This is a genomic window from Agrobacterium sp. A3-95 (assembly GCF_053521785.1).
In genome coordinates, this window is the sequence record NZ_JBNWDR010000011.1 from 204,543 (window position 1) to 225,328 (window position 20,786).

General features: G+C 56.3%; 21 protein-coding genes. 8 read left to right on the forward strand and 13 right to left on the reverse strand.

Annotated features, from left to right (window positions below; genetic code table 11):
* Positions 1–80 precede the first annotated feature (80 nt).
* From arsC to ACQZ5Y_RS24665, 3 genes are all read right to left on the reverse strand, one after another.
* Complete coding sequence (gene arsC, locus ACQZ5Y_RS24655) at positions 81–515, reverse strand: arsenate reductase (glutaredoxin) (protein WP_174060363.1); 435 nt, start codon at positions 513–515, stop codon at positions 81–83.
* Positions 516–657: 142 nt separating this feature from the next.
* Positions 658–1,185, reverse strand: a complete 528-nt coding sequence (locus ACQZ5Y_RS24660; protein WP_174060364.1) for an arsenate reductase ArsC — start codon at positions 1,183–1,185, stop codon at positions 658–660.
* On the reverse strand, positions 1,182–1,535 hold the full coding sequence (locus ACQZ5Y_RS24665) for an ArsR/SmtB family transcription factor (RefSeq protein WP_020810064.1): 354 nt from the start codon (positions 1,533–1,535) through the stop codon (positions 1,182–1,184). The genes ACQZ5Y_RS24660 and ACQZ5Y_RS24665 overlap by 4 nt, the downstream gene beginning before the upstream one ends.
* A gap of 720 nt (positions 1,536–2,255) precedes the next feature.
* Between ACQZ5Y_RS24665 and ACQZ5Y_RS24670 the strand changes: the two genes are divergently transcribed.
* Together ACQZ5Y_RS24670 and ACQZ5Y_RS24675 are read left to right on the forward strand one after the other, a co-directional pair.
* A complete protein-coding gene (locus ACQZ5Y_RS24670; RefSeq protein WP_174060385.1) occupies positions 2,256–4,652 on the forward strand; it encodes a methyl-accepting chemotaxis protein in 2,397 nt (798 codons plus the stop codon).
* 62 nt (positions 4,653–4,714) lie between these two features.
* Complete coding sequence (locus ACQZ5Y_RS24675) at positions 4,715–5,209, forward strand: phosphatase domain-containing protein (RefSeq protein WP_174060365.1); 495 nt, start codon at positions 4,715–4,717, stop codon at positions 5,207–5,209.
* Positions 5,210–5,558: 349 nt separating this feature from the next.
* Here ACQZ5Y_RS24675 and phnE (ACQZ5Y_RS24680) read toward each other — a convergent pair whose 3' ends face one another.
* The 4 genes from phnE (ACQZ5Y_RS24680) to phnD form a co-directional block, all read right to left on the reverse strand.
* Positions 5,559–6,377 carry a phosphonate ABC transporter, permease protein PhnE gene (phnE, locus tag ACQZ5Y_RS24680; RefSeq protein ID WP_174060366.1) on the reverse strand — a complete coding sequence of 273 codons (819 nt, stop codon included), beginning with the start codon at positions 6,375–6,377 and terminating at the stop codon, positions 5,559–5,561.
* Positions 6,377–7,192, reverse strand: coding sequence for a phosphonate ABC transporter, permease protein PhnE (phnE, locus tag ACQZ5Y_RS24685; protein WP_174060367.1), 816 nt, complete (start codon positions 7,190–7,192; stop codon positions 6,377–6,379). The genes phnE (ACQZ5Y_RS24680) and phnE (ACQZ5Y_RS24685) overlap by 1 nt, the downstream gene beginning before the upstream one ends.
* Entirely contained in the window at positions 7,192–8,031 is an 840-nt protein-coding gene (phnC, locus tag ACQZ5Y_RS24690) for a phosphonate ABC transporter ATP-binding protein (protein ID WP_174060368.1), read from the reverse strand. Before phnC ends, phnE (ACQZ5Y_RS24685) begins: the two co-directional genes overlap by 1 nt.
* A 74-nt stretch (positions 8,032–8,105) precedes the next feature.
* Entirely contained in the window at positions 8,106–9,059 is a 954-nt protein-coding gene (gene phnD / locus ACQZ5Y_RS24695; protein WP_174060369.1) for a phosphate/phosphite/phosphonate ABC transporter substrate-binding protein, read from the reverse strand.
* Positions 9,060–9,155: 96 nt separating this feature from the next.
* Here phnD and ACQZ5Y_RS24700 point away from each other — a divergent pair, with 96 nt between their 5' ends.
* Positions 9,156–10,040: a metalloregulator ArsR/SmtB family transcription factor gene (locus tag ACQZ5Y_RS24700; RefSeq protein WP_236763127.1), complete on the forward strand. Its 885-nt coding sequence runs from the start codon at positions 9,156–9,158 to the stop codon at positions 10,038–10,040.
* Between the two features lie 6 nt (positions 10,041–10,046).
* On the opposite strand, the gene ACQZ5Y_RS24705 is transcribed toward ACQZ5Y_RS24700, so the two are convergent.
* The 6 genes from ACQZ5Y_RS24705 to ACQZ5Y_RS24730 are packed head-to-tail and all read right to left on the reverse strand — an operon-like array spanning position 10,047 to position 15,253.
* Positions 10,047–10,709: a winged helix-turn-helix domain-containing protein gene (locus ACQZ5Y_RS24705; protein ID WP_174060370.1), complete on the reverse strand. Its 663-nt coding sequence runs from the start codon at positions 10,707–10,709 to the stop codon at positions 10,047–10,049.
* Positions 10,710–10,714: 5 nt separating this feature from the next.
* On the reverse strand, positions 10,715–11,416 hold the full coding sequence (gene phoU, locus ACQZ5Y_RS24710) for a phosphate signaling complex protein PhoU (RefSeq protein ID WP_174060371.1): 702 nt from the start codon (positions 11,414–11,416) through the stop codon (positions 10,715–10,717).
* 11 nt (positions 11,417–11,427) lie between these two features.
* On the reverse strand, positions 11,428–12,270 hold the full coding sequence (pstB, locus tag ACQZ5Y_RS24715) for a phosphate ABC transporter ATP-binding protein PstB (RefSeq protein ID WP_236763141.1): 843 nt from the start codon (positions 12,268–12,270) through the stop codon (positions 11,428–11,430).
* A 17-nt stretch (positions 12,271–12,287) separates the two neighbouring features.
* Positions 12,288–13,235, reverse strand: a complete 948-nt coding sequence (gene pstA / locus ACQZ5Y_RS24720; protein ID WP_174060372.1) for a phosphate ABC transporter permease PstA — start codon at positions 13,233–13,235, stop codon at positions 12,288–12,290.
* Positions 13,235–14,158: a phosphate ABC transporter permease subunit PstC gene (pstC, locus tag ACQZ5Y_RS24725; RefSeq protein ID WP_059755046.1), complete on the reverse strand. Its 924-nt coding sequence runs from the start codon at positions 14,156–14,158 to the stop codon at positions 13,235–13,237. The genes pstA and pstC overlap by 1 nt, the downstream gene beginning before the upstream one ends.
* A 57-nt stretch (positions 14,159–14,215) precedes the next feature.
* Positions 14,216–15,253, reverse strand: coding sequence for a PstS family phosphate ABC transporter substrate-binding protein (locus tag ACQZ5Y_RS24730; protein WP_120356875.1), 1,038 nt, complete (start codon positions 15,251–15,253; stop codon positions 14,216–14,218).
* A gap of 358 nt (positions 15,254–15,611) precedes the next feature.
* Between ACQZ5Y_RS24730 and phoB the strand changes: the two genes are divergently transcribed.
* From phoB to ACQZ5Y_RS24755, 5 genes are all read left to right on the forward strand, one after another.
* Entirely contained in the window at positions 15,612–16,304 is a 693-nt protein-coding gene (gene phoB, locus ACQZ5Y_RS24735; protein WP_020810080.1) for a phosphate regulon transcriptional regulator PhoB, read from the forward strand.
* A 104-nt stretch (positions 16,305–16,408) separates the two neighbouring features.
* Positions 16,409–17,329 (forward strand): substrate-binding domain-containing protein, encoded by a 921-nt coding sequence (locus ACQZ5Y_RS24740; protein WP_236763129.1) that lies wholly within the window; start codon positions 16,409–16,411, stop codon positions 17,327–17,329.
* Complete coding sequence (locus ACQZ5Y_RS24745; RefSeq protein WP_174060373.1) at positions 17,326–18,792, forward strand: ATP-binding protein; 1,467 nt, start codon at positions 17,326–17,328, stop codon at positions 18,790–18,792. Before ACQZ5Y_RS24740 ends, ACQZ5Y_RS24745 begins: the two co-directional genes overlap by 4 nt.
* Positions 18,782–20,110, forward strand: coding sequence for an arsenic response regulator transcription factor AioR (aioR, locus tag ACQZ5Y_RS24750; protein WP_174060374.1), 1,329 nt, complete (start codon positions 18,782–18,784; stop codon positions 20,108–20,110). Before ACQZ5Y_RS24745 ends, aioR begins: the two co-directional genes overlap by 11 nt.
* A 137-nt stretch (positions 20,111–20,247) precedes the next feature.
* Positions 20,248–20,775: an arsenate reductase (azurin) small subunit gene (locus ACQZ5Y_RS24755; protein ID WP_174060375.1), complete on the forward strand. Its 528-nt coding sequence runs from the start codon at positions 20,248–20,250 to the stop codon at positions 20,773–20,775.
* Positions 20,776–20,786 lie beyond the last annotated feature (11 nt).

The window sequence follows — 20,786 nt, forward strand, 5'->3', positions numbered from 1 at the left end:
GTTCTCCCTGGCAAAGGAACATCGTCCACAGTCTTCACAGGAAGATTGCGGTGACACGAGTTCGGATTGAAAGTTTCAGACTAGATGACGCGGCGGCCGGCTTCGTCGACGACGACCTCACCATCTTCCTTGGCGAAAGCCGCCCTCTGTTCAGCCGGTAGAATATCGAGCACAGCTTCCGATGGACGGCAGAGTTTAACGCCCAATGGCGTGACGACGATCGGACGGTTGATGAGAATGGGATGCTCCATCATAGCATCGACAAGTTGCTCATCCGTCAAAGATGTGTCGCTAAGCCCGAGCTCGGAGTACGGCGTTCCCTTTTCTCGAAGTAGTTCGCGTGGGGAAATCCCCATGCGGACAATCAATTGTTCCAGGAGCGGCCTGGAGGGCGGCGTTTTAAGATACTCGACCACATGCGGTTCGATTCCCGCGTTGCGGATCATGGCCAGCGTGTTGCGCGAGGTACCGCATTCGGGATTGTGGTAGATGACGATGTCAACTTGGTTGCCCATAACGATTGGACCCTTTGTCAGATGAATTTAAACTGCGTCGCCAGCACCGGTGCCAGCGCGCTCTTCTATGCACTGTGTGCCGTCAAGATCGGGAAGCACGAGCCATCGGCTGTCTATTCGCTCAACCCTACCGTCTCGGATATCAGGCCGAAGTCCGTTCAGGATTGGTGGACCCTTCTATGGTGCCAATCTGCCGTAACCTTGTCTCGAGCGCCATGCGATCAAGCGATGCCAACGGTAGGCTGAGAAACGCCGCTATTCTGTTTTTCAGGAAACGGGCCGCCTGGGCGAAAGCGCGTTGCACTTCCATCTCTGAGCCTGTAGCGGCCGCGGGATCCTCGATACCCCAGTGAGCGGTCATTGGATGGCCGAGCCAAACCGGACACGCTTCACCAGCCGCGCTGTCACAGACCGTGAAGATGAAATCCATCTGCGGAGCACCCGGCTCGGCGAATACGTCCCAACTTTTCGAGGAGAAGCCAGTCGACGGATAACCAAGAGCGGCCAACTCCTTGAGAGCGTGCGGATTGACTTCGCCCTTTGGCTGACTGCCAGCAGAATAAGCGACGAACCGGCCAGCGCCTTCCTTGTTGAGAATGGATTCAGCCAGTATTGAGCGTGCCGAGTTTCCCGTGCACAGAAACAGCACGTTGAATGTCTTTTCGGTCATGAGAGTACCTTTTCCGGGGTGCAGCATGGAGTGAGTTCAGCGATGAGCGGCGCGCAGAGTTCCGCGTTGCCGCCACAGCAATCCTTGAGCAGAAAAAGCGTCAATTCTCGCAGTCTCTCCATCTCTGCGCGGTACGTAATGACCCTGCTCCGACGCTGAGACGAAACCAGCCCTGCACGTGACAGAATGTTAAGGTGCGCGGACATCGTATTTTGTGGCACGATGAGCGCACGGGCGATATCGCCAGCCGGCAACCCATCAGGCTCGTGCTTGACGAGAAGACGAAAAGTTTCGAGCCGGGTTGGCTGGGCGAGTGCCGCGAGGGCGAGAATTGCGTTTTCCTGTTCCATATATCCAGATTACTGGAAATGTGGACAAAGTCAATTGGCTCGGATTTATTTTACCGTCTGCCAGCTGTCCCCATGGGTGCGGCGTCGAGATGAAAGGCGGGGCCAGAACAGAAAACAGCCGCTTGAGGATCGAAATAAATTGGCCCGGGGATGGATAATAGATGTAACGACGCGCTCATCTCTTTTTAGAGCCGGCTGCTTCAGCGCATTGAACGGTCCCGTCACGACTGCAATCAGCAGCGCCGCCCTAAGAAGCTCCAAGGAACGACGCGGATGCATTCGTTTATCCGATGCGCGATGCCTGGAAAGAAAACTCACTTGGTGCGCTTCGCTGATCAGCCGATGGCGCACTCATACGGAAAGCACAATACGTGTGCGAATGAGAACAGCTTGCAGTGTTCGGATTTCCGAACATCGTTAAAATAGATGCCGTTATTTTGTGCAGTATAGATTGATTAATATCTTTTATTTATAATATAAATTTTCGATACATAGCATTATTCGGATTTAATCGGAGCCAAAATTTGCTTATTGCTACATATACAAACACCTATAAGATTTAATATGATGCTTTTATGACAATAATATCGAAAAATTAACTATGCGATCCCAGCATACCCTTGCCGAAACCAGGGGGGTATCCACGTGTCGAACTACGCAAATCAGCCGCTCATTCCATTTTCGAAAAGTCTGAGAACGCGATTCTTTGCGCTGTTCCTCATGTTTATCCCGCTAGTCGCAGGTCTCGGCGGCTACTTCGCTTACAATTTTTATTGGCAAGAAGTTGGAACGTCGCTCAGTGGACTGATGAATTTCGTCGACGCTAAACAGCAGGGCGTCATTCGGTTTCTCGGCCAGAACGAAAAGCAGGCCAAGCAATTGGCTGGGCTGGCCGAAGATCTCAACGCGACCCAACTTTCAGATCACTTTGCGCGCATCGTAAAATCCGATGTCTTTAATATTGAAGATCACCCTTTCAAAGATGAGATCAAGAGCGGCTCGCGGCACATCGCGGCAACCACCGTCTACCATTACATTGACTACGTCGTCGGCGACAAGATCGTCGCCTCCTCAGACCAGAAACGCATCGGCCAGAGCTTCGACAAAAACATCGACGTGAAGCCAGGCTATTCCGATGTTCGGCGTGATAGCTCCGGGAACGCCGTCTTGACGTTCGCAGCCACAACCGACCGCGGAACTGTCTATGTCCATGCCAACGCAATGATGTTGAGCAACATTGTCGACGGTGAGATTGGCAACCTTGAAGGCGGGGCTGGCGCATTCTATCTTGCGGGTATCGGCAAGACCTTCGACTATTACATCGTCAACAAAGATAATGTGATGATCACGGAATCCAGAGTCATCCCGAATGCGGTTTTGTCCGCAACGGGCAGCCAGGAACCATGGCAACTGACCATGATGACGGCAGGAGTTGTTTGCTCTTCCAGCGGAAAATATGTCACGAGCGGCAACTGCACCACCGGATGTCGCGAGGCAATGGGCTTTTATACGGGGCCGACGGGGAAAGAAATGCTTGGCGTTTCCATGCCATTCTACGATTCCGGCTGGACGATCGTCGTTGAGCAGGAAGCGTCGGAATTGCTTGGACCAATGCATCGGATGTTTCTGACAGTTGCGGCGATTGCGATTGTTGCATTTTCGCTGCTAGGCGCATTCATCGTTTACATGGTGTTGGGAATGACCGGCCGCATCACAACGCTCACCAATAAAATGGCGGCCCTGGCGGCAGGTGATCTTAACGTCGAAGTTCCGTTTGCCGATAGGGCGGATGAGATTGGCTCGATGGCCGGTGCGGTTGAAGTGTTCAAGAGAAATGGGCTGGCTGTTCGAGACCTGAATGCGCAAGAAGCTGTTCTTCGCGGTAAAAGTGCTGAACTGCAATCGAGCATCGCGACTGTTGTCGCCGCCGCTGCGGCAGGCGATTTCACAGGAAGAATCGATAAAGACTATGACGATCCTGACCTGAACAGATTCGCTGGGAGCGTAAATGAACTCGTAGAGAGCGTCGACGGCGGAATCAACGAGACGAGAAGAGTTATAGCATCCCTGGCGGCCGGCGATCTTACAGAAAGCATGACGGGCCGATTCCAGGGAGCGTTTGCGGAGCTTCAGACGAATGTGAACGAGACCCTTGCCACATTGCAACGAACCTTGGAGGAAGTTCGGACGACCAGCGATACCATCAATGGCAACTCATCTGAACTGAGGTCGGCCGCTGACGATTTGTCGAAGCGAACCGAACAACAGGCGGCTGCACTTGAGCAAACATCCGCCGCTTTGGATGAGATCACCTCGGCGGTCCGCCAGTCCAGTGATCGTGCCCAGGAGGCGACACAGTTCGTCAGTGATGCCAAGAAGAGCGCGGCTCAATCGTCAACCGTGGTGAAAAGTGCCGTTGACGCCATGGGGCGCATCGAGCAAGCTTCGGTCGAGATTGGACAGATCACCAACGTAATCGATGAGATCGCTTTCCAAACCAATCTTCTGGCTTTGAACGCAGGCGTCGAGGCGGCGCGAGCCGGAGAGGCTGGTAAAGGCTTTGCGGTTGTTGCGCAGGAAGTTCGTGAACTGGCGCAGCGAGCGGCGTCCGCCGCAAAAGACATCAAGCAGCTGATTTCAAAATCAGGCTCTGAGGTCGCAATGGGGGTCAAGCTGGTCCAGGAAACTGGTTCCGCGCTCAGCACAATTGAAGCTCAGGTCTTGAAAATCAACGACCACATTCAGGCCATAGCCACCGCTGCGCGGGAACAATCCACCGGCCTGGCCGAAGTCAGCAGTGCCGTAAACCAGATGGACCACGTCACACAACAGAACGCTGCTATGGTGGAAGAGGCCAATGCTTCGACCCACAAGCTTTCGGCGGAGGCTGACAATCTCGTCACTCTCATTGGACGGTTCAGGCTGGAAAGAGCCTCGCATAGCGATCTGGAGGGCACCCTTCGGTTTTCGAAATCGACAGCGGGTTCGCTCCGCCTTGAAAGTGGGACCGTTACGTACGGCTTGCCTCTACGGCGCGTGATGCCCAATGTCACTCGCGCTTCTTCCTCCGGGTCGGCAAACTCGGCACTCAAGAATGAGGCGTGGGAGGAATTTTGAGCGCGCGGCAGATCCGGCCAAGCCTGCCCTACATTTTTTCAATAAGAAGCAGAAAGTGGAAAATGACGACTGCCCCCATAACACCCCTTTCACGCATCGAGGTCCCAGGCGCCGGCACTATAGGAATGATGCCATGTCCCGGAAGAAGCGCCAGCATATTGGCCGAAGTCACGAAGTTGGAGGAATTGGGCGTAGATGTCATTATCAGCCTGATGCAGGATCAGGAGTTTCCGGACCTTGCTGGTTTTTCGGAAGTGCTGCGGTCCAGTGAGATAGAATGGATACGGCTTCCTATCGTGCCCAATAGTATTCCTGACGCAGCGAGCGATTGGAATTCGGTACGCTCTGTACTTATCGACCGGATCACCAATGGAAAGTTCGTCGCAATTCATTGCTGGGGTGGACTGGGCCGCACGGGAATGATTGCCGCTGACCTGCTTACTGCGTTCTCATACAAACCCAGCGATGCCATAACTTTGGTACGTCAGGTGAGGCCAGGTACCATCGAGTCTGAAGCGCAGGAACGATGGATTAGCCGAACGCATAGCCCAACGTAACTAGCTGACGAATTCTATAATTAGGGTTGGAAACCCACATTTCATGGCAATCCGAGACCGTTATCGAGCAGTGGCCCACACTTGGGTATCCGTCAGTATGCTGATTGGTGGCCAGTGTCTCCTGCGTCGCTGAATGCAGAGTTGTCTTTGCGGAACTCGTTGCCACCTTCGACGGTATTCGAGGTACGAATAAGCCGGTCGAGCAAAGTTATGATTATCGTGGTGTAAATATGGGGTAACTACGCTCACGCGCGTTGATCTCGCTTTCAGCGAAACCAAAGCCGTGAGATCGCGATAAGATCCGACGATCGACACCGCGGCAGGCCGCGGTGCGTTTACGTAGGGAAGGTCACATGATCACTTTGCGCACCGCAGCCGAGATCCACTCCGAAACTATCACCGTCGCGAGGATAAGAATGAAGATCGTCGTCACCTGCGGCCATGCCAGCATGTTGAGCGACGATTGCAGCTTTAAACCAAGACCGCCCGCGCCAACGAGGCCGAGAATGGCCGATTCGCGGATGTTGATATCCCATCTGAACACGGTCATACCGAGAAACGAGGGCAAAACCTGCGGCACGATTGCATAGTCGATCACCTGCATTCGGCTTGCGCCGGTCGCTTCCACCGCCTCGACCTGGGATTGGTCGATTTCCTCGATGGCCTCGTAGAGCAGTTTTCCCACAAAGCCGATCGAGCGCAACGCGATCGCGATGATGCCGGCAAGCAGTCCCGGCCCTAAAATGGAAACGAGGAGCAGCGCCCAGATCAGCGAGTTGATGGACCGCGACGCGACAATGAGAAACAGCGCGATGGGCCTCAGAAAAAGCAGGCTTGGCGTCGTGTTTCGGGCCGCAAGGAAGGCGATCGGTACGGCGAGCATGGTGCCCGCAAGCGTGCCGAGGGTCGCCATGTTGAGTGTGTCCCAAAGCGGGACCAGCAATTCGCTCACATAGGACAGACGCGGCGGGAAGGCGCGGGTCAGGATATCGCCGCCTTGCCTCGGGGCGTCCTGAACGAAGGCCCAGATCGTGTCCTTCGTCATGATCTGCCAGCAGAACATGAAGAGCGCGACGAGAGCGAGCCAGCCCAGCCATTGCAGAAGTTCGGTGCGCGGCTGAAGTTTGCGCCAGCTCTTGCCGCCGTGGATTGCGTTGGAAACCGGCATTATTGAATCCGTTTGCGAATGAGGCTCGAACCGTATTCGGCGAGCATGACGATGACGATGATGAGAATAAGCACGGCACCCGCGCTGTCGTATTCGTAGCGGTCGATGGATGTGTTGAGCGTCGCCCCGATGCCGCCTGCACCGACGATGCCGATGACGGCCGACTCGCGAAAGTTGATGTCGAAACGATAAAGAGACAGGCCGATCAGCCGGGGTATGACCTGCGGCTGAACCGCGTAATTGACGAGTTGAAGCCAGGACGCACCGGTTGCGCGGATCGCCTCGGCCTGCTTTTCGTCGATTTCCTCGATAGCTTCGGCCAGCAGCTTGGCGATGAAGCCGATCGTTGCGAAGGCCAGCGTCAGGAAGCCTGCGAACGGCCCGAAGCCGAACATGGCGACGAGCAGGATGGCAATGATGATTTCCTGAAAGGCGCGTGACACGGCGATGATCGAGCGGCAGACATAATAGACCGGTGCGGGCGCCAGATTACGTGCCGCGCCGACGCCGATCGGAATCGATATCAGGATGCCGACGATCGTCGAGCAGACGGTCATGGTCAAGCTTTCCTGCAGCCCTGCGACGATATCGCGCCAGCGCGTCGTGAAGTCGGGCACCAGAAAGCCCTGCAGGAAGCGCCAACCCCGGTCAAGACCTTCGTAGGCGCGCGCCCAATTGACGTCGATACTGGCGGTGGCAAGCAGGAAATAGACCAGCGCGCCGCCATAGACGAGCCAGCGCATGCCGGCGTTCCTGATGAACAGCGGCGGGCGGCGCCATGTCGTCGGATAGGTTTTCATTTCGGCATGGGCCATCAGACCACACCCGCCATGCGTTCGTCGGCGCGCTCACGCTCGGCTGCCGCGACGCGCTCTTCTTCGGCGTCGCTTTCGGCCTGCTTCTGCATCGCGGCCCAGTCTTCCTCGCCGTAGATGCGAGTGAGGGCGTCATTGTCGAGCATATCCGGCGTGCCGTCGAACACGACTTCGCCGGCACGAAGGCCGATGATTCGCTCTACGAAGGCCTGCGCGAGCAGGACATCGTGGATGTTGATGATGGCCGGCAGACCACGTTCCCTTGAAATCTCGACGATCAGCCGCATGATCTGGCGGGAGGTCTTCGGGTCGAGCGACGCCGTGGGCTCATCGATCAGCAAAAGTTCCGGGTCCTGTTCGAGCGCGCGGGCGATGCCGACGCGCTGGCGCTGGCCGCCCGACAGGGCATCGGCGCGCTTGTCCGCATGGGCCGTCAGGCCGACGCGATCCAGAAGCGCGAAAGCGTTTTCGACATAGGCAGGCGGATAGCGGCGGAAGAAGCTGCGCCAGAACGATACGTAGCCAAGCCGCCCGGACAAGACGTTTTCCATCACAGTGAGCCGCTCGACCAACGCATATTCCTGGAAAATCATGCCGATCCGGCGGCGCGCCACGCGCAATTCACTTCTGGAAAGAGCGGTGACGTCAAGGTCGCCGAGAAAAATCTTGCCGGCGCTCGGCTCGATCAAACGGTTGATGCAGCGGATGAGGCTCGATTTTCCGGCGCCCGACGGCCCGATCAACCCGACAACCTGACCCTCCGGTATCTCGAGGCTGATGTTCTTCAGAGCCTTGTCACCGGTTTTGTATGTTTTCGTCAGCTCTGAAATTCTGAGCATTATCGTCCCCTGCCTCTGCGGAATAGTTGAACGCCGGGCCTCCATGACCCGGCGTCCGATAGATCGGCTCATGATTATTTGCAGGTATAGGATACGCCGTTCGCGTCATCGATCTGGCGGACAACGGCCCATTGATCCTTGAAAGTGATCGGGATGAACGTTTCCTGCGGCGGTTCGGAAGTCTGGAACTCCTTCAGGAGGGCCGATCCTTCCCAATTGTAGGAGAAGAACGCATCCTTGATCTTTTCCTGCAATTCCGGGGTGAGGTTATGAGCGACGCCGTAACCGGTCGTCGGGAAGGTCTGCGATTTGAAGATCGAGACGAGCTGGTCCTTTTTGACGACATCGCGAGCAACCATTCGCTTCATTACGGAGTTCGCGATAGCGGCAGCAGGGTAGTCCTTGTTTGCCACGCCGAGGATCGAGTTGTCATGCTTGCCGGAGAAAACCGGCTCGAAGTCAGTCCCTGCTACGAGCTTGTATTCGGCCTTCAATAGTGCAGAAGGCGCCTTGAAGCCGGAGTTGGACGTTTCTGCGGTGAAGGCGAGCTTCTTGCCCTTCAAGTCTTCGATCTTCTCAATTCCCGAGCCCGGATAGGTGATGATCTCCATTTCGTAACCGAAAGCGCCATCCTTGGACGCCATCATGGCGAAGGGGCGGAAGCCGGCGCAGGCGACGGCGATCGGATTGGAGCCGGTGTTGAAGCCCGAAACGTGCAGACGACCCGCACGCATGGCCTCGATCTGTGCCGCGTTCTCCGGAACCGGGAAGAACTGGACTTTCTTGCCGGTCTTTTCGGCGAGATGATCGAGGAAGCCCTTCCAGACGTCGGCATAAACGGCCGGGTCTTCGACCGGCGTATATGCGAAGACGAGGGTTGCCGGATCGACCAGCTTGTCTTTTTCGGTCGGAATGTCGGCGACCATGTCGCCATCAGCATCCGTGTAACGAGCATCGAGTTTGAATTCCGCCTGGGCAGGCATTGCAAATGCTACGGAAAGAGCCAGGACGGCCGCGAGCTTCTTCATCGGGTTCTCCATTGATCCAGAAAGAGTCACCCCGCTTATTCTGCACTTCCGCTACAGGAATATGACAATTCTGTATATTTCCAGAAATACGGAAATATGGAATTTGACGCGAGTGAACGATCCTTGCTTCCATACGCGAAAATCGATATATCCAGACTTATGGAAAAATCAGCTATCGTAGAAGCGTTTGCGGCGATTGCCCAAACCACTCGACTCGACGCACTTCGCCTTCTTCTCGATCACGCGGCCGACGGATTGCCGTCAGGCGATATCGGGAGACTACTTGATATTCCTCAAAACACGATGTCGTCACACCTCAACGTGTTGAAGCGAGCAGGTTTGGTACAGACGAAACGCGTCGGCACCACGATAATTTACCGTCCGAATACGGAGCTTGTCTGGCGGCTTGTGGAGTTTCTGGCGACAGACTTCTCTTCCCTTCCCGGCAAGCGTGCTGATGTCGAGATCGCGCTGAGCCAACCAGCAACGAGAGTCTTCAACGTTCTTTTTCTGTGTAGAGCAAATTCGGCGAGATCGATCATGGCAGAGGCTATCCTCCGCAATATGGCGCCCGATCGTTTCAAGGCGTTCTCCGCTGGTAACCTGCCAGCAAGTGTCGTTCATCCCTTGACGCTTGTTACGCTCCAGAAAATTGAATGCCCGATCGCTGACCTGCGACCCAAGAGTTGGGATGAGTTCAGAGGGGAGAACCGTATTGCGATGGATTTTGTCTTCACCGTATGCGACACACTGACCGGCGAGCAGTGTCCGTCCTGGCCGGGTCAGCCATTTACCGCACACTGGGGGATCGACGATCCAACCATTGTCGAAGGCACGGAACTCCAAAAGCTCGCCGCCTTTCGCCGGGCAGCCGATGCGATTACCAGCCGGCTTTCCGTGTTCACGTCGCTTCCAATGGAATCGATCGATCGGATGTCTCTTCAGACGCAGCTGAGAGCACTCGGTGACACGAAGCGCTGACGGCGGCTATTGCAGTCCGTAGCCGCAACCCCTTACGGTACGAACGGCGTCTTCCTTGCTACCAATGTTCAGCGATTTTCGCAGCCGTTTGATACTCACGTCGACAATACGCTCGTCCCTACTGACATCGTTCCAAACCATCTCGAGGATTTCTTGACGCGAAAAAAGACGCGCGGGCTCCTTCAACATCGTCTGCAGCAGGCGGTATTCGGTAGGGCCAAGATGAATTTGCCGACCCTTGCGCGAAACCCTGTGAGTTTCCAGGTTCAGGGATATCTCGCGATGGTTCAAAATCCTTGTGGTTTTCGAGACTGAACGCTCGATGAGGGCATTGCTGCGAGCGAGAAGCTCCTGCATGGAAAAGGGCCTCGGCAGGTAGTCGTCGGCCCCGACGTCGAAAAAGGTGGTGGGGACGGCCTCCCCACCCAGGACGATGATTGCCAGCTGTCTTCGTTGGACGTTCGATCGCATACGAACGAACGATTTGTGCAGAGCGCCGGCTCGCCCAAGAGAATCAACGACGACCAGATCCGGTTGCCGCTCGGCGACCATGCGTTCGCACTGGTCTGCCATGCCACAAACTCCGGCGATGTAACCCTCTTCGCGGAAGCTAGCCTCGAGGATCGAGCCAACGCCTGTATCTTCCTGTACGATAACAACGCTCGGCATGCACGTCACTCCATCGCGACCACGGTTTCAGCGCGCGGCCGATCGGCCGAGACATCATCACCCGTCACAATGTATTCGACCGTCTCAGCCAGATTGGTGGCATGGTCACCGACGCGTTCAAGGTTCTTCGCACAGAAGAGCAGATGAGCGCACAAAGTGATCGAGCGCTGGTCCTCCATCATATATGTCAGGAGCTCGCGAAAGAGCCCGTTGTAGAGGACGTCGATATGCTCGTCCTGGCGTCGAACCTCCGACGCCATTTTCGCGTCGTTGTTTCGGAAGGCTTCAAGGGCGCCTGCCATCTGTGTTTTAGTAGCTTCGGCCAGCGTGCCAAAGCCTGCGGAAACGACACCCCTGTTGAGTGACGCATCAACGATCGCAGAGCGTTTGGCAATATTTTTCGCGAGATCGCCCACGCGCTCGAGATTTGAAACCATCCGCATCGCACCGACGATCCGCCTCAGATCGTTCGCCACGGGCTGTCTGCGGGCAATAATTTGAACAGCTGCCGTTTCAGCAGTTCTCTGCATCGCATCGAGTTGAAGGTCAGCCTTTACGACCTCTTCTGCGAGTGCCTTGTCATTACCAATGAGGGCATCGACGGACTTGTCGAGGAGCGAAGCAGCGATGCGCCCCATGGAAGAGACTTGCTCGGTCAGGTCGTGCAGCTCTTCGTCGAAAGCGCGAATAGTGTGATCCATCGTCATGATTTTTTTCCTCAGCCGAAGCGCCCAGTGATGTAGTGCTGTGTTTTTTCGTTCTGCGGGTTTGTGAAGAACTCATTAGTCGCGTTGTACTCGGTCATCTCGCCAAGGTGCATGTAGGCGGTGTAGGTCGATATGCGTGCAGCCTGCTGCATGTTGTGCGTGACGATGACGATAGTATATTGATCGCGCAATTCAGCGACCAACTCCTCGATTTTCGCCGTGGCGATCGGGTCAAGCGCCGATGTCGGTTCGTCGAACAGAATGATTTCCGGATTTGGAGCGAGCGTCCGGGCAATGCACAGACGCTGCTGCTGTCCTCCAGACAAACCGTAGGCCGACTGATGCAGGCGGTCCTTGACCTCGTTCCAGAGGGCGGCGCCTTGAAGAGCCTGCTCGACCCGCTCGTCGAGCAGGCTCTTCTTGGTGATGCCGCGCACCTTTAGACCCGCCGCAACATTCTCATAGATCGACTTGGGGAATGGGTTGGGCTTTTGGAAAACCATCCCGATCCGCAAGCGGATCAAGATCGGATCGATCCCAGGGGAAACCAGATTCTGCTTTTCCGGCAACAGCTCGATCGCACCCTCGTAGCGGTTGCCCGGATAAAGATCGTGCATACGGTTGAATGATCGCAGGAGCGTGCTCTTTCCGCAGCCTGACGGACCGATCAAGGCAGTAACCTGCTTGTCGGCGATCGGAAGATTGACCTTTTTCAGGGCGTGGAAATCTCCGTACCAGAAATCGAGATCCCTTACCTCCGCCCGCAGACGCTCAGGATGGGTCAGAATGTTGCGCGAGGAACTTGTTTCCTGGCCTGCGTTTACAGGCCGCAAGGCGGTTGTTGTATCGTTCATTTTCGGTCCGATCTCTGTTAGAGGCCAAGCTTGCGTCGAAGCCGGAAGCGTATCCAAATGGCGATGGCATTCATGCCCAAGGTCATGAACATCAACACGACGCCTGTCGCCGCAGCATTGACGTGGAACGCTGCCTGCGGCCGCGATATCCAGTTGAACATCTGGATTGGCATCACGGTGAACGGGGCATTCAGCCAATCGAAGTTTATGAACGGAAAGCTCGCGCTCACGGGTGCCGGCGGTAGGAAGGCGATAAATGTCAGAGCGCCGATCGTGATGATGGGCGCGGTTTCGCCGATGGCACGAGACAAGCCGACGATCGCTCCGGTGAGGATACCAGGCCGGGCAGCGGGGAGGATGTAGTGCCACATCGTCTGCCATTTATCGGCACCAAGACCAAACGCACCTTCGCGGATTGTCTGCGGTATGGCGCGGATAGCTTCTCTCGTCGCGACGATGACAATCGGCAGGATCAAAAGCGCAAGAACCATGCCTGCGACGAGCACCGTCCGGCCAAGATCGGCAAGGTAGACAAAAAAGCCAAGGGCGAGCAGGCCGTAGATAATCGAGGGTACGCCGGCAAGATTGGTGACGTTGATCTCGATCACATCTGTCAGCCAGTTTTTCTTCGCGTATTCCTCGAGGTACAGACCCGCTCCGACACCGAGCGGAATAGCCAGAAGAGCAGTGACAAACATGACAAGGCAGGTCCCCACCCAGGCAGAGAGAATTCCGGCATCTGCTGCCCGCCTTGAAGGAAATTCCGTCAGAAAAGCGTAATCGATCCGAGGCAGTCCATCACTGAAGAGGTCAACGATGAGCGCGATCAGGAAGGCCATGACGATGAACAGGATGATCAGGCCCATACTCGCAAACACGAGATCGTTTCGTCTCGCTCGATTGACCAGTTGGACTTGGGAAGACGTGTCCTGGAGCACAGTTATATTTTCGGCGCTGATAGCCATCAGTAGGCCTCCCGGAAGCGGCGGCGAAGAAAGAAGCCGATGATGTTGAAAATCAGGGTCAACACGAAGAGCGCGAGGCCAGCCGCGAAAATGGTCTGATATGCCAGCGATCCGTGCGGCAAATCACCGAGGCTCATCTGAACGATGTATGACGTGATCGTTGCAGCACCCTCTCGTGGATCTGCGGTTAGGTTCGGGTTCTGGCCCGCAGCGATGGCAAGCACCATGGTCTCACCGACGGCACGGGACATGCCCAGGAGGTATGCCGCGGTAATCCCGGAGAAAGCACCTGGAATGATGACCCTGAACGACGTTTGCAGCCTAGTCATGCCGAGTGCGTAGGCACCCTCCCTCAGCGAGGCCGGCACGGCGCGCATGGCGTCTTCGCTGATCGAGACGATGTAGGGCATGATCATAATGCCGAGCACGATCCCGGGCGCAAGGAGATTGAAGCTGGTCAAACCGGGGATAAATGTCTGGAGCAAAGGCGTTATGAAGAGGAGTGCGAAGTAGCCGAAAACGACTGTAGGCACCCCTCCAAGCAATTCGAGGATCGGCTTGACTGTCTCTCTAACGGCTGGCCGAGCGTACTCACTCAGATAGACTGCCAGACTTGTTCCTAGAGGTATGGCGATCAGGATCGCAATCCCGGCGGCCCAAAGCGTTGCCGTGAGTAGTGGCAGGATACCATATCGCGGCTGGGCAAAGACAGGCGTCCATTCTGTGTCAGTCAGGAACGTCCACAGCGAGACCTGCATGAAGAAATTCCACGACTCGCTCACGAGCACATAGATGATCGCGGCCGTCACGAAAACCGAAAGGGCAGCAGACAGAAACAACAAGACACGCATCGACATATCGATGAGACGTCGCCGTTTCAAAAAGGCGTCACTTGGGAGATATGGGTCGAGCGTTGTAGGCATCATGTGCTCCGGTGAGGGCAGCCGCGAACGGTCGCGGCTGCCGGAAAGGTATGGATTTTAGTTGGCTGCGTCGGCGACGAGATCGGAAACCGTCACGCCGACCTTTGAACCACCTTCAAAGTGGCTTCCGGTCTTGCGGTTTTCGAACTTCTTGAGCGCGAGGCCAGCGGCTTCTGCAGGCAAAGCCACATAGCCGACTTCACTAACAAGCTCTTCCTGGTTCTTCGCGTCGAAGAGGAACGAAACGAACGAGCGAACGTGCTCTTTCTCATCGGCTGCCTTCTTGGACGCGTAGTAGAACAGCGGGCGGGTCAGCGGCTGGTAGGTTCCATCGGTTGCGGTCTCGATGGACGGCGCCACGCACGATCCATCGGCCTGCTTGATTTCAACAGCCTTCACCTTGCCGGCGTTTTCGCTCAGATAGGCGAGGCCAAGGAAGCCGATCGCGTTCTTGTCGCCGGCAACGCCCTGTACCGTGATGTTGTCATCTTCGGTCGCCGTATAGTCGCCGCGGCTGGAGTGTTCCTTGCCGTTGATCGCAAGGGTGTAGTAGTCATAGGTACCAGAGTCGGTGCCAGCGCCGAACAGGCCGAGCTTGGCGTTGGGGAAGTCACCGCGGACTTGGTTCCAGTTGGTTACCTTGCCCTGAGCTTCAGGCTCCCAGATCTTCTTCAGCTCAGCGACCGTCATGCAGGTTGCCCAGTTATTCTGCGGGCTGACGATCGTCGCCAATGCGTCGATGGCGACCGGCAGCTCGATGAACTCGACCTTGTTCTGCTTGCAGAGTTCGATTTCGTCGGAGCGGATCGGTCGCGATGCGCCGGTGATGTCCGTCTCGCCGCGGCAGAACTTCTTGAAGCCGCCGCCCGTACCCGAAGAGCCAACCGTAACGAGCGTCTTGCCAGCCTGGGCCTTCTGGAACTCTTCAGCCATGGCTTCGGAAATCGGGAAAACGGTGCTTGAACCATCAATCAGCACGGTCGGAGCCTGCTGTGCGTGGGACGGCGCGACAAGAAGACCGAGCGTCAGAACAGAGATTGCGGAGGAAGCGAAGGCGGCGCGCGCCGGGCGAAAGGTTTTCGTGTTGTGTGTCATGACGACCCTCTGTGAATTCAGAAAAGCTGAACGCGACATCCGCGAACGCAGGGCGGTCATAGTATTGTTCGATGACAGTTTTATGTCAATCAAGTATAGTATGGTATATCCAGATGGATTGATATTTATAATATGAGATAAATACTTGCAATGTTCAACAGCACAATATTTATACTCATGAAGAATCGAGGGTCCTAATTGCTGGCATCGGCCGCCAACAAGCTCAGAGCGAAAGATAGCCCGTCGCGCCCTTTAAGGCAATCATATTTCCAGATTTCTGGATATTTAGTGTATGTCATAAATTTGCGTTGAAACTGTAATAAATGCCTCCACCAACGAAATTGAGGAAAGCGGGCGCATGTCTCCAAAGGTATTGATCGTCGAAGATGAGGAAGCGCTGAGCGTCCTTCTCCGCTATAACCTTGAAGCAGAGGGATACCTGGTCGAAGCGATCACTCACGGCGAAGAAGCCGATATCGCACTCCAGGAAAATGTTCCGGATTTGCTGGTTCTCGACTGGATGCTGCCTGGCGTTTCAGGAATTGAACTTTGCCGGCGCCTTCGGGCCCGACCGAATACTGAACGGCTGCCAGTGATTATGCTGACAGCGCGAGGAGAAGAGACGGAGCGCGTCCGCGGACTGGCAACAGGTGCCGATGATTATCTGGTCAAACCGTTCTCAACGCCGGAGCTTATGGCCAGGGTGAGAGCTCTGTTGCGGCGTTCGAAACCCGCGTTGATATCGTCTATTTTGCGTTATGCAGACATCGAACTCGACCGGGAAAGCCACCGCGTCCATCGCGAACGACGTGAGGTCAGACTTGGGCCGACCGAATTCCGGCTGCTTGACTTTCTCATGGCTTCACCAGGGCGTGTTTTCTCGCGGGCACAACTGCTCGACGGCGTATGGGGGCATGACCTCTACGTGGATGAGCGTACCGTGGATGTCCATATAGGCCGGCTTCGGAAAGCCCTCAACTTTTCCAATAAGCCGGATCTCATCCGCACCGTAAGAGGCGCAGGATATTCGATGGATACCGGATTAAAATAGCCACCAGCCCGTCATCTTCAATTCTTCAACAGCGATAGGAAAAACGGCACAAACATATTACAGTTTTATGACGGCTCTGGAGGAGAGCTGTGTGGAGGTCGTCGTTGCCAATTCGACACAAAGAGAGCAGTCGGCCCGTAGGTGAAGATGGCATATCGCGCCGGGCGGCGATCGGCGGAGCTTTGTCTGCAATATGCCTGGCGGCATCAAATGCAAGAAGCGAGCCATCATTCCTAGCACCACAGGCAGGCGTGATACGGTTCGGGCTGACACCGGTGTTTCTTTCGAACGACCTGGAAGTTCTTGACGAGTTGCAGGCCTACCTTTCGGGCGCTGTCGGGCAAAAGGTACATTTGGTCACTCAGCGGACCTATCAGGAGGTCACGGCCCTGTTGATCTCGGGTAATCTGGAGGCCGCGTGGATCTGCGGGTATCCGTTTATGAAGTATCGCACCGAGCTGGAACTGGTCGCGACGCCACTATGGCGCGGTCGTCCGCTCTACCAGTCCTACCTCATCGTTGACCAAAATCGCGACATCAGTACCTTTGACGACTGTCGCGGGGATATCCACGCCTTTTCAGACCCCGATTCCAATTCGGGCTACCTCGTCACAAAAACCTATCTGGCGGAGCGTGCTGTCTCCGAGGAAGCTTTCTTCCGGAAATCGTTTTTCACCTATGGACACCGCAACGTTATTCGGGCCGTCGCTTCGGGGCTAGCCGATTCCGGAAGCGTCGATGGCTACGTTTGGGAAGTCATGAGACAGACCGAACCCGAATTGGTGTCCAGGACCAAGGTATTGGTAAAGTCCGACTGGCACGGCTTCCCACCCGTCGCAGCCGCCGCAGGACAACGGCAGAGCCGGGCGGTTGCCCGGATAAGACACGCTCTGCTGCAAATGGACAAGGACGAGATGGGCCGATCCGTGCTTGAACGCCTACAGCTCGACGGTTTCACCCAAGTCCCACCCGAAAGCTACGACAGTATCGCCGCCAGTATGGAACGCGTCCGGAGGCTTGGGTGAGCCTCATCGAGCGTATTAGCAACATTCCGTTGACAGTTCGGGTCCCGTTGATGGTGGCAACCCTGATGATTGTCATAAGCGTCATCATCTCGGAACGGGTTCTAGCGCGCCTTCATGACATGCAGGAACAACACCTGAACGGTGTTGTGGGAACCTATTTCGACGGCTTGTCTACGGCCCTGATCCCGGCGGTCCTGCGTCAGGATGTCTGGGAAACCTATGACCTGCTCGACCGCACCCGCACAATGTTTGAGGCGGTCTCTCCAATCGAGACAGTTGTGACAGGACGGGACGGCACGGTACTCGCTTCCAGTGATCCACGTACCATTCCGGTACTTTCCAAATTGCCGATGGCCTTTGCGGACCAAAGCAATGACAGTGAGATTCGCGTCGAGTGGCAGTCGAACACAGGTTTCGGTGTCAGGCAGCTCCTCTATCAGGGAAAGAGGATCGGCACCGTACACGCCTCGTTCGACATCTCCCATTTGGTTGCGGAGCGGCGCCAGGTTCTCCAGACCCTCCTTGCAACGAACGCTGCCCTCGCAATCGTCTTCGCTACGGTCGGCTACATTCTGACCAGGCGTATGGTCAAGCCAGTCGCAACGCTTGCGCAACACATGCGTTCTGGCGCAGCCGGGCAGCCATCTACCATCCCGCCCGAAGAGTTTCCGCATCGCAGGGGTGAACTCGCTCATCTTTTCTACGGTTTCAATGCCCTCGTGGAAGCGGAGCAGCAGCGCAGCGCGCTCAGCCGCCGACTGGCCGAGGAGGAAAAACTCGCCAGTCTGGGGCGACTTGCTTCCAGCATGGCCCACGAGATCAACAACCCGCTCGGAGGATTATTCAACACGATCGATACGTTGAAGCAACACGGGGGAAATGAAGGGGTGCGTAACACCAGCCTGTCCCTTCTGGAACGAGGTCTTGGCGGAATTCGCGACGTGGTACAGGCAACACTGGCAACCTATCGACCCGATCGTTCCGGCCATCCATTGGTCCTCAAGGATCTGGAGGATGTGCGCCTGCTCGCCGGCCCGGTTGTTGTGGGCCGTAGACAGACCTTGAACTGGATGAGCAGGCCAGCCGAGCTCACCATCCCCACCCTGCCTGGCTCGGCTGTCCGGCAAGCACTGCTGAACCTTGTTTTAAATGCGAGCGCGGCTGCAGGCGACGATGGTGAGATTTTTGTCGAGACCCGTCTTGGGGAGGTTGGCTCGACGTTAATCCTCTCTGTTGCCGATACGGGACCAGGCCTGTCAAAGGCCGCTATTGAGGTCCTCACATCAGCAGATCCGTGGCCCGCTGCTCAGTCAGCCGGAGGTCTTGGACTGTGGATGGTGCGCAGGATGGTCGATGAAACAAGCGGACATATCCGCGTTCAGAGTGGTGATGCGGCACATACCGTCATCGAACTACATTTACCGATTTCAATTCCTGGGGAGGAAGCAAGCCATGCAGCGTGAAACAGGACGCATCGCCATACTCGAGGACGATCCGATCATGGGAGAATCGCTCCTCCAACGTCTTTCGCTTGAGGGCCACAGGGTAAAATGGTGGACGAAGGGAGAGCAGGCCATGCGCGAGCTCGCCAGCGGGTCGGAACCCTTCGATCTCGTCGTTTGCGATATTCGTCTCCCGGACATCAATGGCGAAGACGTTTTCCGCCGGGCGAGCCGCGATACCGCAACACCTTTCCTGTTCATGTCCGGCTTCGCCGACATAGACCAGGCAGTGCGCCTGATGCGCATTGGCGCGGTCGATTTCATTACCAAACCCTTCGACATGACGGCTTTCCTCGACCGCGTCTCATCGAGCCTCAAAAGCAAGCCACAGAATGAGCCAAACGGCCCCCTTGGAATTTCCGGTGCGATGCGCAGCACCGAACAGATGTTGCGTCGCTACGCCCCCCATCCGCTCCCCGTGCTCATCCAGGGAGAGACCGGGACCGGCAAGGAGGTCAGCGCCAGGTTCCTGCACCAGATCTCAAAGCGCGCCCACGCCCCCTTCATCGCCGTAAACTGCGCCGCCATTCCAGCCGAACTTTTGGAAAGCGAACTGTTCGGTCACGAGAAAGGAGCCTTCACGGGAGCCCACCAGCTCCATCGCGGTTATGCCGAACGCGCCGGGGAAGGCATTCTTTTTCTCGACGAGATCGGCGACATGCCTCCCGCCCTACAGGCCAAACTCCTTCGTCTCATCGAAGATGGCTGGTTTCACCGGGTCGGCAGTGAAACGACAATCCCGTTTAAGGCACGCATTGTCTGTGCCACGCATCAGGAGATCGGAAGCGAGGCAAGCTCCTTTCGCAAAGATTTGTTTTTTCGTCTTTCCGCCCTTCCGGTCAGGCTCGCACCCTTGCGTGAGCGTCAGGAGGACGTTCTCTGGCTCGCCCAGCATTTTCTCGAGGAGATCATGCAGATCAGAGAAACACGCGTCCGCGGGATCAGTACGCTTGCCGAGGATGCCATGCTCGAACACTGTTGGCCCGGGAATGCGCGCGAACTTCGCAATCGGCTGGAACGCGGCGCGGCGCTTTCGGAAAACCTGCTATTGATGCCGGCGGACATCTTTCCAGACGTTGCTGGCGGATCCGACAAGGCACGGGTCGAAACGCTCTCGGATGCGCGCGACGCCGCAGAGCGCCGACAGATCCTGCGGGCGCTCAGCGCAACCGGCGGACAGATTTCCCAGGCCGCGGGCCAACTCGGCATTTCACGCACGACACTCTGGGAGAAGATGACGCGTTTCGGAATAGAAGCAGCTGCACGTTCGGCCAAATGAACAACGGCGATGAGACGCTGTTCGGAAAAGCGAACGGGCAGCTGGCCCTCAAACAAGAAAATCTCTAAATTTCAGTATTTTAGGAACTGGCACAGCAATTGCTGATCATCCTTCGACATCAAATGGAGGAGGAGCGCATGTCACGCTGTCGAAACATGGTCGATCTCGGTCGACGCCAGTTCCTGCGCGGAGGGGCGCTGGCTGCTGCAAGCGCAGGTGTCGCCGTTTCTGGCGTCGGCGCACCGCAGGCCAGAGCCGCTACCGCTGCGGCCGGTGTCGAGTATCCTGCCAATCGTCTGGCCAACATTTCCGAACTGACGCTAAACGAGCCGTTCGACGTGGGCTATCCTGATGAGGATGCCGCGGGCGTTCTCATCAAACTCGGGACTCGCGTGGAAGGCGGCGTCGGTCCCGACGGTGACATCGTCGGCTTTTCCACCATCTGTCCCCATAAGGGTTTTCCGCTGAGCTATTCGGCGGACAACAAAACCTTCAACTGCCCCGGCCATTTTTCTGTCTTCGATCCCGAAAAGGGAGGCCAGCAGGTTTGGGGACAAGCCACACAGAACCTCCCCCAGTATGTGCTGCGTGTCGCAAACAATGGCGACATTTTCGCCGAGGGCGTCGACGAGCTCATCTACGGCCGCCTCTCCAACGTCTTGTAAGGGAAGAAGAT